At 69.1% G+C, this 11337-nt stretch carries 10 protein-coding genes and 1 tRNA gene; 7 read left to right on the top strand and 4 right to left on the bottom strand.

Annotated elements, in window-relative coordinates:
- Positions 1-88: 88 nt before the first annotated feature.
- Together E1298_RS36765 and E1298_RS36770 are read right to left on the bottom strand one after the other, a co-directional pair.
- A complete protein-coding gene (locus E1298_RS36765) occupies positions 89-871 on the bottom strand; it encodes a helix-turn-helix domain-containing protein (protein WP_131901678.1) in 783 nt (260 codons plus the stop codon).
- A 59-nt stretch (positions 872-930) separates the two neighbouring features.
- A tRNA-Leu gene (locus E1298_RS36770) sits at positions 931-1005 on the bottom strand.
- A 96-nt stretch (positions 1006-1101) separates the two neighbouring features.
- Between E1298_RS36770 and E1298_RS36775 the strand changes: the two genes are divergently transcribed.
- The 6 genes from E1298_RS36775 to E1298_RS36800 all read left to right on the top strand — a co-directional run bounded on the left by E1298_RS36775 (position 1102) and on the right by E1298_RS36800 (position 7005).
- Complete coding sequence (locus tag E1298_RS36775) at positions 1102-1719, top strand: ANTAR domain-containing response regulator (RefSeq protein ID WP_165975853.1); 618 nt, start codon at positions 1102-1104, stop codon at positions 1717-1719.
- A gap of 234 nt (positions 1720-1953) precedes the next feature.
- Entirely contained in the window at positions 1954-3177 is a 1224-nt protein-coding gene (locus E1298_RS36780; RefSeq protein WP_243726035.1) for a branched-chain amino acid ABC transporter substrate-binding protein, read from the top strand.
- 106 nt (positions 3178-3283) lie between these two features.
- Positions 3284-4249 carry a branched-chain amino acid ABC transporter permease gene (locus E1298_RS36785; RefSeq protein WP_131901680.1) on the top strand — a complete coding sequence of 322 codons (966 nt, stop codon included), beginning with the start codon at positions 3284-3286 and terminating at the stop codon, positions 4247-4249.
- The gene (locus tag E1298_RS36790; RefSeq protein ID WP_131901682.1) at positions 4246-5394 is read left to right on the top strand and encodes an ABC transporter permease subunit; all 1149 of its coding nucleotides are present in this window, start codon (positions 4246-4248) and stop codon (positions 5392-5394) included. Before E1298_RS36785 ends, E1298_RS36790 begins: the two co-directional genes overlap by 4 nt.
- The gene (locus E1298_RS36795; RefSeq protein WP_131901684.1) at positions 5391-6182 is read left to right on the top strand and encodes an ABC transporter ATP-binding protein; all 792 of its coding nucleotides are present in this window, start codon (positions 5391-5393) and stop codon (positions 6180-6182) included. Before E1298_RS36790 ends, E1298_RS36795 begins: the two co-directional genes overlap by 4 nt.
- Positions 6172-7005: an ABC transporter ATP-binding protein gene (locus E1298_RS36800; RefSeq protein WP_131901686.1), complete on the top strand. Its 834-nt coding sequence runs from the start codon at positions 6172-6174 to the stop codon at positions 7003-7005. Before E1298_RS36795 ends, E1298_RS36800 begins: the two co-directional genes overlap by 11 nt.
- Before the next feature lie 93 nt (positions 7006-7098).
- On the opposite strand, the gene E1298_RS36805 is transcribed toward E1298_RS36800, so the two are convergent.
- Positions 7099-7659, bottom strand: a complete 561-nt coding sequence (locus E1298_RS36805; RefSeq protein ID WP_131901688.1) for a DUF4352 domain-containing protein — start codon at positions 7657-7659, stop codon at positions 7099-7101.
- 261 nt (positions 7660-7920) lie between these two features.
- Positions 7921-8334: a PaaI family thioesterase gene (locus E1298_RS36810; RefSeq protein ID WP_131901696.1), complete on the bottom strand. Its 414-nt coding sequence runs from the start codon at positions 8332-8334 to the stop codon at positions 7921-7923.
- A gap of 78 nt (positions 8335-8412) precedes the next feature.
- On the opposite strand from E1298_RS36810, the gene polA reads away from it, so the two are divergent.
- Entirely contained in the window at positions 8413-11139 is a 2727-nt protein-coding gene (polA, locus tag E1298_RS36815) for a DNA polymerase I (RefSeq protein WP_131901690.1), read from the top strand.
- Positions 11140-11337: the final 198 nt, after the last annotated feature.

Genomic DNA, 11337 nt, shown 5'->3' on the forward strand with positions numbered 1-11337 from the left:
CCATCGCCGACACCGCCCCGACCCCCATGGACGAGGCGATCCGCTACCCCGGCTGACGCCAAGGCGCCGCGCCGCGGCCCTGCCCGGATCAGTACTTCGGCCCCACGAACTCGTCCAGCCGCGCCACCGCCTCCCGCCGCGCCACCGAGATGTTCTTCCGGTTCATCTGCGTCCACTGAACACCGAGACGATCCAGCGCGTCCGTGAAGAGCCGCTGGATGTCCATCGACACGTTCGTGAAGTTGTAGCGCGGATACTCGTACCAGCGATCACCGTCCCTGCACGGCCGCCGCACCCGGTTCATCACGCGGCAGCCGTCCGAGTGGATGAGCCCCCGGACGAACGCCTCGGCGAACTCGTCGACGATCTCCTGCTGCCACGTCTCCAGCTCGATCTTGCGCTGATGCTTCTTCCCTGGCCCATGCTGGGGAAAGAGACAGGGCCAGTGCTTGGAATGGCTGTTGACCTCGGTGCATCCCGTGCACGGGATGAAACGGATCTTGTTGTCAGGGCGGATGGCATGCACCGCTTCGGCGCATTCGCGCATGATCCCCGGCCAGGAGTTCGCGCAGGAGATCCTGAGCGCCCAGATCTTCTTCGCTGGATCGCCGACCGGGCTGATACAGCCGTCGCCCAGGTAGAGGCCGAGGAGGTAGGCGTAGGCCCGTGGGTGCTCCGGCTTCCGAGGAACGCCGGAGCAGCGAGGACAGTGGCTGCTCCTGACGGCGTAGAGGTCCCGCCCTTGGTCGACCCGTAACCGCCATTCACGGAGGGCGTAGCGGGATATGCCCGTCCGGCGGCTGACTTCGCTGACCGTCAGGCCCTGCTCCAGCAGGCGCAGGGCGTGGTGACGCTTCGAGATGTCATACATGCGCACAGTGTCGCCGGAGGGTACGACAGTGCGATCCAGGTGGGCAGAAGCCACCAAAGTGCCCCGAGTGGGATTCGAACCCACACTAGATGGTGTTTGAGACCATTTCCTCTGCCTTGTTGGGATATCGGGGCTTATGTCCGAATAAACCGGACACTTGCTTCGTGTTCCAGCCCGGAGTGGCCGGGGCAGGGGTGACAGGGACCAGGGTAGCGGGTCCCGGTAGGCTCGTGCGCGTGACCGAGAGCGCCCGGCGAGTTGTGATCGCAGAAGACGAGGCCCTGATCCGGCTGGACCTCAAGGAGATGCTCCAGGAGGACGGCTACGACGTCGTGGGGGAGGCGGGGGACGGGGAGACCGCCGTGCGGCTGGCCGGCGAGCTCAAGCCCGACCTGGTGATCCTCGACGTGAAGATGCCGGTCCTGGACGGGATCTCGGCGGCCGAGCGGATCTCGGCGGACCGGATCGCGCCGGTCGTGATCCTCACCGCGTTCTCCCAGCGGGAGCTGGTGCAGCGGGCCACCGACGCGGGCGCGATGGCCTATCTCGTCAAGCCGTTCTCCAAGTCCGACCTCGCTCCGGCGATCGAGATGGCGGTGAGCCGGTACACCGAGCTGCGCGCGCTTGAGGGGGAGGTCGCGGGGCTTCAGGAGCGGCTGGAGACGCGCAAGGTCGTGGACCGCGCCAAGGGGCTGCTGCAGGAGGCGAACGGCTGGACCGAGTCCGAGGCGTTCCGCTGGATCCAGAAGACGTCGATGGACCGGCGGTTGACGATGCGTGCCGTCGCGGAGGCGGTCGTAGCGGGTGCGACGGGCGGGTCCGGGCGGGACGAGTCCGCCGCGGGTTGACTCCCATCCCTGTCACCCTTCGTGTTGTCAAGGTTTCAGGGGCGAGTCGCGGGCACCTCAGATTGGTCACTCTAGGTAGTTGTCCCTGGCAATGCCGTGTATCCGATGAGCACAGGGGCGTAACGACTGAGTAACCCTTCTACCCGGGGGTGCTGATCTCGGCAGGGTGGACGGTGTACGACATAGCTGGCCCCCGAGTGACCGATCTCTCCATCAGAGGATCGGCGCCGGGGCATGACTTCGTACCCGATCCCCTACCGGATCCGGATGGAAAGGTTGGGCACCTTGCGGCGCAACAAGATGAGGGTCACCGGCGCGGTGGCGGTGAGCGCGGTGCTCGCGCTCAGCGCCGTGGCCTGCAGCGACGACGACGGCGGCTCGGACGGTGGCGACGAGGTCCTGATCGGGTTCATGGGCGACCTGACCGGTGAGAACTCCGGCCTCGTGATCCCGCCCAAGCAGGGCGCGCAGCTGGCCTTCGAGCAGTACAACGCCACGAATCCCAAGGTCAAGATCAAGATGAAGACCTACGACAGCCAGGGCAAGGCGGACCAGGCCACCACGCTGGCGCAGGGCGCGATCAAGCAGGACAAGATCACCGGCCTCATCGGCCCGGCGTTCTCGGGCGAGTCCCAGGCCGTCAACCCGATCCTGAACGAGGCGAAGATCCCGAGCGCCTCGCCCTCGGCGACCGCCACCGCCCTCGGCGAGAAGGGCTGGAAGTACTGGCACCGCGTGGTCGCCGACGACGCGACCCAGAGTGTCGGCGCCGCCGAGTTCCTGGTCAACGCGGTGAAGGCCAAGAAGGTCTTCGCGGTGTCGGACAACCAGGAGTACGGCAAGGGCCTTGCCGAGGCCGTGGGCAAGGCCGTCCAGGCCAAGGGCGTGCAGGTCCAGAACGACGCGGTCGACTACCAGGGTTCGGACTTCTCCTCGACCGTCAACAAGATCACCGCGGGCAAGCCGGACGCGGTGTACTTCGGCGGGTACTACGCGGTCGCGGGCAAGCTGTTCAAGCAGCTGCGCGAGGGCGGCTACAAGGGCAAGATGATGTCGGGCGACGGTTCGCTCGCCGCCGGCCTGATCGAGGGCGCCGGCCAGCAGAACGCCCAGGGCGCGTACCTGAGCTGCGGCTGCCTCATCGACACCGAGGGCAAGACCAACGAGAAGGCGAAGAAGTTCGCCACCGACTACAAGGCGAAGTTCGGCGCCGATGTCGCGATCTACTCGAGCGAGGGCTACGACGCCGCGACGGCGTTCATCGAGGCGATCAAGGCCGGGAAGACCTCGTCCGAGGACATCAACACCTACATGAAGACCGAGAGCTTCCAGGGCGTCGGCAAGCCGATCAAGTTCGCCGACAACGGTGAGCTCGCCGCGCAGGACATCTTCATCTACGAGGTGAAGGAGAACAAGCTGCCGCTGCTCGGCAACAGCAAGCAAGCCCAGGTCTCGTAGGGCGTCACCACGCCCACCGACCGTCCCCCCGGTTTCCGGGGGCCCTGATGGCGCGGGAGCGGGAGCGCTACAGCGCTCCCGCTCCTTTTACCAAAGGCGACCAAAGGTGCTCGACGACTTCATTACTCAATTCTGGCCGTCGACCATCGACGGGCTGTCGCTCGGCGCGATCTACGCGCTCGTGGCGCTCGGCTACACGATGGTCTACGGCGTGCTCCGGTTGATCAACTTCGCGCACGCCGACATCTTCATGGTCGGCACGTTCGCGGCGCTGTGGACCGTGCGGTCCCTGGGCGTCGACGCGGTGGGCGGGTTCGCGCTGATCGGCGTGGTCGCGCTGATGGGCGTGGTCGCCGGCGCGGTCGCCGGCGGCAGCGCGCTGCTGCTCGAAGTGGGGGCGTACCGCCCGCTGCGCAAGAGAGGGGCGACGCGTCTGGCCGCGCTGATCTCGGCGATCGGTGCGTCGATCTTCATCCAGCAGCTGTTCGGGACGGTGATCGTCCACCGGGTGTTCGGCACGTCCAAGGAGGGCGGCAAGCTTCCCGTCAACGAGCACTTCAAGAAGCTCACGACCGTGGTGGACGTGGGGCCGATCCACATCAGCAACGACAAGCTGATCATCTTCTTCGGCGCCATCCTGATGATGGTCGCTCTCGACCAGTTCGTGAACCGGACGAAGCTCGGCCGCGGCATCCGCTCCACCGCCCAGGACCCGGAGACCGCGGTGCTCATGGGCGTCAACATCGACCGGGTCGTGTCGGTGACGTTCGTGGTGGGCGGGATCATGGCGGGTGTGGCCGCGGCCCTGTACATGCTGCGGATCGAGAGTACCGACTACTTCGTCGGCTTCCTGCTCGGCATCAAGGCGTTCACGGCCGCGGTGCTCGGCGGGATCGGCAACATCCGCGGCGCGCTCGTCGGCGGCTTCGTGCTGGGGCTGCTGGAGACCTACGGCTCCAGCCTGTTCGGCTCGGGGTGGCGGGACGTCGTGGCGTTCTCGGTGCTCATCCTCGTCCTGATGTTCCGTCCCACCGGTATTCTCGGTGAGTCACTCCAGCAGGCGCGCGCATGAACCTTTCGAAGAGCGGAAACGGCGGCCGGTTCGGTTCCGGCCTTTCCCTGGACCCGGTGCGCGACTGGTGGGCGGGCGCCCCCGGCTGGACGCGCTGGGCGGTGTATCTGCTGCTGATCGTCGGGGCGCTGCTGCTGCCGAACCAGTCGATCGGCTCGTTCATGGCGCCGAGCGGCAGCGACTGGGCGACGATGCTCAGCGACCAGATCGCCATCTACGTGCTGCTGGGCCTCGGCTTGAACGTCGTGGTCGGCATGGCGGGTCTTCTGGACCTGGGGTATGTGGCGTTCTACGCGGTCGGCGGCTACACGATCGCGATCTTCGCGACGAAGTACGACTGGACGTTCTGGGAGACGCTCGTCCTGGCGATCGTGTTCTCGTCGCTGGCGGGGATCCTGCTGGGCGCGCCGACGCTGCGGCTGCGCGGGGACTATCTGGCGATCGTCACGCTCGGCTTCGGTGAGATCGTCAAGAGGACCGCGAACAACAGCTCGTATGTGAACGGGCCGCGCGGTATTCAGGGCATCCCGCATCCGCCGACGCTGTCGGAGTTCGAGATCTTCGGTGTGCAGCCGCTGAAGTACGGGCTGCTGGACTCGCGGCCGTACTACTACCTGCTCGTCTTCTTCATCGTCCTGACGATCATTTTCGTGCGGCGGCTGGACAAGTCGCGGGTGGGGCGCGCGTGGGCCTCGATCCGGGAGGACGAGGACGCGGCCGAGCTGATGGGCGTGCCGACGTTCAAGTTCAAGCTGGCGGCGTTCGCGATCGGCGCGGCGATCGGCGGGAGCGGCGGCGTCGTGTTCGCGGCCAAGCAGACCTCGATCCTTCCCGACAACTTCGTGTTCCTGGTGTCGGCGCTGATCCTGGCCGGTGTGGTGCTGGGCGGCTCGGGCAACATGCCGGGCGTCATGCTCGGCGCGTTCGTGGTGGCGTGGCTGCCCGAGCGGTTCCGGGGGCTGCAGGACTACCGGATGCTGATCTTCGGTGCGGCGCTGGTGCTGATGATGATCTTCCGTCCGGAGGGGCTGTGGCCGTCCCGGCAGCGGAAGGCGGAGCTGGCCGAGGCCACCGGCGGCATGGGCGCTATGGGGGCCGAGGTGGCCGGGCCGGGCCAGGTCGCGGCCACGGAGGTGGACAAATGAGCGAGGCGGGCGAGCAGGCGCCGGTGCTGGAGCTGCGTGATGTCGTCATGCGGTTCGGCGGTGTCGTCGCGCTCAGCAAGGTCGACATCGCGGTCCGCAAGGGTGAGATCTTCGCGCTGATCGGTCCGAATGGGGCCGGCAAGACGACGGTGTTCAACGTGACCACCGGCGTCTACCGTCCGACCGAGGGCCAGATCGTGTTCAACGGGAAGCGGATCGACGGCAAGAAGCGGTACGCCGTCACGAAGCTGGGTGTGGCCCGGACGTTCCAGAACGTGCGGCTGTTCCACAACATGACGGCGCTGGAGAACGTCCTGGTGGGCACGGACGCGCACCACAGGACGGGTCTGGCGGGCGCGTCCCTGGGGCTGCCGTGGCATCGCCGCGAGGAGCGCCAGGGCCGGGAGCGGGCCCGTGAGCTGCTGGAGCTGGTGGGCATCCCGCACCGGAGCGAGGAGGCGGCGAAGAACCTGCCGTACGGTGACCAGCGGAGGCTGGAGATCGCGCGGGCCCTCGGCACCGATCCGAAGCTGCTGCTGCTGGACGAGCCGGCGGCGGGCATGAACCCGGCGGAGAAGGTCGCGCTGCAGGAGCTGATCCGGGCGATCCGCGACACCGGGGTGACCGTGCTGCTCATCGAGCACGACATGAGCCTGGTGATGGGGATCAGCGACCGGATCGCGGTGCTGGACTTCGGTCAGAAGATCGCCGAGGGGCTGCCGTCCGAGGTGCAGAACAACCCGCGCGTGATCGAGGCGTACCTGGGGGCTCCGGCCGATGCTTCTTGAGATCAGGGACATCCACGTCCACTACGGAAAGATCGCGGCGCTCAAGGGCATCACGGCGTCGGTCGACCAGGGCGAGATCGTCACGCTGATCGGCGCCAACGGCGCCGGGAAGACGACCACGCTGAAGACGGTGTCGGGGCTGCGGTCGCTGTCGGCGGGCGGGATCGTGTTCGACGGGCGCGACATCAGCAAGATGCCGGGGCACAAGCGCGTGCTCGCCGGGATCGGGCAGGCCCCGGAGGGCCGGGGGATCTTCCCCGGCATGACGGTGGAGGAGAACCTCCTGATGGGCGCCTACGCCCGCAAGGACGACTCGTCCAAGGAACTGGCGGAGGCGTACGAACTGTTCCCGCGGCTCGCCGAGCGCAAGTCGCAGATGGGCGGCACCATGTCCGGCGGCGAGCAGCAGATGCTCGCGATCGGGCGGGCGCTGATGGCCAGGCCCAAGGTGCTGCTGCTGGACGAGCCGTCGATGGGTCTGGCGCCGATGCTCGTCCAGCAGATCTTCACGATCATCCAGGAGATCAACCGGCGCGGGACGACCGTGCTGCTGGTGGAGCAGAACGCGCAGCAGGCCCTCCAGATCGCGCACCGCGCGTACGTGCTGGAGACGGGGCGGGTGGTCAAGACGGCGCCTGCGGCCGAGCTCCTGGACGATCCGGAGGTCCGTGCGGCGTATCTGGGCGGGGGCGCGGCGCAGGGCACCGCGGCTCCGGGCGCCTCACCGGGCGCCTCGCGGGACGGCGGGCCGGAGGCGGCACCGGATACCACGGCGTCGGATTCCGGCCCCGAGCGGGGTCCTGAGGGCGGCGCCTCGAAGTAGCGGCGACGTCACGCGCCCGCCTGGTCCGGTTCGTCCGGCCTGGGTGGGCGCGTCGCGTTGGGGCGTCTCGTCCGGGCGAACGGGCGCCGGGGTTCAGGGGAGCTTGATCTCGGCGGGCGCCGGGTCGCTGACCGCGCCGACGCCGGGGGAGCCGTACAGGCGGACGGCCCGGGTCCTGGCGCCGCGGGGCACGTCGAACCACAGGTCGAACTCGACGCGCATGGCCGCGCCGACCGACAGCCGCTCCGGCTGCCGTTTGATCATGGTGGCGTTGACGTCGGGCGTGTGGGTCCTGCCGTCGGCGGTGACCAGGCGCTGCTTCCAGGTGTCGAAGACCTGGATGTCGCGGCCGGTGTTGACCGCGAGCAGCCGGACGCGCGTGAAGGCGCCGCGGGCGCCCATGACGCCGTGGGTGCCCATGACCTCGGTCATCTCCTCGTGGAAGCCGATGACGGTGAACTGCATGTCGGCGCTGCGGCCCGTCTTGCCCGACGTGGCGGTCTCGCCGTCGCGGGCCTTCTCCGGAGGGATCTTGTAGTTGGCGGCGGACTTGGCGTGTCCGGAGCCGGAGCAGCCCGCCAGCGCGGTGGCGGCGGCGAGCGCGAGCGCCGCGCACGCGAGGGGGGCACGTGGACGCGTGACACGGAGGCGCATGAACGGAACGTACGGCCGTTCCGCGGGCGGGTGAACAGCCCGGCCCGGATCGCAACCCAACCGCGACCACCGACGGGCCTATGCCGGTGTCGCGACCTCCCGGCGCGACGGGACGGAACGTCCCCGGACGTGCGTTGACCCGGGATCACCTTTGGGGCCGCACGAACCTTCCCCGGGCGCGTACGTTGTCTACTCGGTGATCCCGGGCCGTTCCGATGCACGCTACAGACCCCGGGCGGTCCATCGCAAAGAAAGTGCGGATCAAGCTTCGGGACGGTCCCGCAGCATGCAGGTGAGACGGGCGGTGCAGACCCGCCGGCCCTCGTCGTCGGAGATCGCGATGTCGTAGGTGGCGAGCGACCGCCCGCCGTGCGTGCGCGTCGCCACGCCGGTGACGAACCCCTCGGTGGCCGACCGGTGGTGGGTGGCGTTGATCTCGATGCCGACGGCGATGCGGTCGGGACCGGCGTGCAGCGCCGCGCCCACCGAGCCGAGCGACTCGGCCAGGACGCAGGAGGCGCCGCCGTGCAGGAGCCCGTACGGCTGGGTGTTGCCCTTGACGGGCATGCGGCCGACCACGCGCTCCGGCAGGGCCTCCAGGTACTCGACGCCCATCGTCCGGGCCAGGCCGCCGATCCCGTCCGCGTTCACCAAGGCGAGGATCTCCGCCTGCATGTCCCGCGGGTTCGCGCCGCCGGTGTCGCTCACTTACGCCTCCACAAAACTGTCGTACGCGCAGACTAGAGTCCTGGTGTGGCGACGACAGCAGCGACCCCTGACAAGCGTGACCGGCTTCTCCTGCTCGACGGGCATTCCCTGGCCTACCGGGCGTTCTTCGCGTTGCCGGTGGAGAACTTCTCGACCACCGACGGGCAGCCCACCAACGCGGTGTACGGCTTCACCTCGATGCTCATCAACGTCCTGCGCGACGAGCAGCCCACCCACATCGCGGTGGCGTTCGACCGCTCCGAGCCGACGTTCCGGCACGAGCAGTACGTCGAGTACAAGGCGGGCCGGCAGAAGACCCCCGACGAGTTCCGCAGCCAGGTCAGCTTGATCTTCGAGGTGCTGGACGCGCTGCGCGTCCCGCGGCTGTCGGTCGCGGGGTTCGAGGCCGACGACATCATCGCCACGCTGTCGGTCCAGGCCACCGAGGCCGGCCTCGACACCCTCGTCGTCTCCGGCGACCGCGACGCGTTCCAGCTCGTCGACGAGCACGTCACGGTCCTGTACCCGGTCCGCGGCGTTTCCGAGCTCGCCCGCATGGACCCGGCCGCCGTCGAGGCCAAGTACGGCGTCCCGCCCGAGCGGTACCGGGAGCTGGCCGCGCTGGTGGGGGAGAGCAGCGACAACCTGCCCGGCGTGCCCGGCGTCGGCCCGAAGACCGCCGCCAAGTGGCTCGTCAAGTACGGCGACCTCGACACCCTCGTCAACCGCGTCGACGAGATCAAGGGCAAGGCCGGCGAAAGCCTGCGCGAGCACCTCGCCGGCGTCCTGCGCAACCACCAGATCAACAAGCTCGACACCGAGGTCGGCCTGGAGCTCACCCCGCCGCAGCTGACCATGGGCCAGTGGGACCGCGAGGAGATCCACACCCTGTTCGACTCGCTGCAGTTCCGGGTGCTCCGCGAGCGCCTCTACGCGACGCTGTCGGCGGCCGAGCCCGAGGCCGACGAGGGCTTCGACGTCGAGCTGGACGCGCTGGAGCCCGGCGCCCTCGCCACCTGGCTGGAGGCCAACGCCGCCGACCGCCTCGGCGTCGCCGTGACCGGCACCTGGGGGCGCGGCACCGGCGACGTCACGGCCCTGGCCCTGGCGTCCAAGAAGGGCCCGGCCGTCCACCTCGACCCCGCCGCGCTGATCGAGGACGACGAGCGCGCCCTCGCCGCCTACCTGGCCGATCCGTCCCGTCCCAAGGCGCTCCACGAGGCCAAGGGCCCCATGCTGGCCCTCGCCGCGCGGGGCCTGGCCCTGGACGGCCTGACCAGCGACACGGCCCTGGCCGCCTACCTCGCCCTCCCCGGGCAGCGCACGTTCGACCTCGCCGACCTCGCCCTGCGCTACCTGCACCGCGAGCTGCGCAGCGAGACCGAGGACACCGGCCAGCTCACCCTCGACGGCTCCGGCGAGGAGGAGGCCGCCGAGGCCCTCGCCGTCCGCGCGCGCGCCGTCGCCGAACTCGCCGACGTCCTCGACCAGGACCTGGAGAAGCGCGGCGCCACCCGCCTGCTCCACGAGGTCGAGCTGCCCCTCGTCCGCGTCCTGGCCGACATGGAGCGCGCCGGCATCGCCGTCGACGCCGACCACCTGGCCGGCATGTCGGCGTCCCTGGGCGGCCAGGTCAAGGAGCAGGAGCAGCTCGCCCACGACGCCGTCGGCCACGAGTTCAACCTCGGCTCGCCCAAGCAGGTCCAGCAGGTGCTGTTCGACGAGCTGAACCTGCCCAAGACCAAGCGCACCAAGACCGGCTACACCACCGACTCCGAGGCCCTCACCACCCTCCTGGAGAAGGACGGCCACCCCGTCCTGGAGCGCATCCTGCGCTGGCGCGAGGTCGCCAAGCTCAAGAGCATCGTCGACTCCCTCATCCCGATGGCCGACGACGCCGGCCGCATCCACACCACGTTCAACCAGATGGTCGCCGCCACCGGCCGCCTGTCGTCCACCGACCCCAACCTGCAGAACATCCCGATCCGCACCGCCGAGGGCCGCCAGATCCGCGAGGCGTTCATCGTCGGCACATCCCGAGGAGCGTCCGGGACATCCCAGGAGGAGATCGTCTACGAGTCCCTCCTCACCGCCGACTACTCGCAGATCGAGCTGCGGATCATGGCGCACCTGTCCGAGGACGCGGCGCTGCTGGAGGCGTTCGGCACCGGCGCCGACTTCCACACCATCACCGCGTCCCGCGTGTTCGGCCTGCCGCCCGACCAGATCGACTCCGAGCTGCGCGCCCGCATCAAGGCGATGAACTACGGCCTCGCCTACGGCCTGTCGGCCTACGGGCTGTCCCAGCAGCTGCGCATCTCCCCCGACGAGGCCCGCGGCCTCATGGAGGAGTACTTCCAGCAGTTCGGCGGCGTCCGCGACTACCTGCACAACGTCGTCGCCGTCGCCCGCCACGACGGCTACACCGAGACCATCCTCGGCCGCCGCCGCTACCTGCCCGACCTCAACTCCGACAACCGGCAGCGCCGCGAGATGGCCGAGCGGATGGCCCTGAACGCCCCCATCCAGGGCTCGGCCGCCGACATCATCAAGGTCGCCAGCCTCAACGTCGACCGCGCCCTCCGCGACGCCGGCCTCCGCTCCCGCATGCTCCTCCAGGTCCACGACGAACTCGTCTTCGAGGTCGCCCCCGGCGAGCTCGACGACCTCAAGACCCTGGTCAGCACCCAGATGGCCGGCGCCTACGAACTCCGCGCCCCCCTGAGCGTCTCCATGGGCACCGGCCGCACCTGGCAAGACGCGGCGCACTAATGCAATCCCGGCCCAAGGTCCTCGCCTAGCGGCTCGCACCTTGACCGTGCTTGGGCGGGCGCGGCATCGCTTCGCGATCTTCCCGGGGATGCTCGCCTTCGGCTTCGCATCCCCGGTCAGCCCACGCGCCCGCGCGCCACCTAAGGCCGCCCCAAAACCTGTCTCTCATACACATCTCCGAGCACACGAGACACTGAG

Source organism: Actinomadura rubrisoli (assembly GCF_004349215.1).
Taxonomy (GTDB): Bacteria; Actinomycetota; Actinomycetes; order Streptosporangiales; family Streptosporangiaceae; genus Spirillospora; species Spirillospora rubrisoli.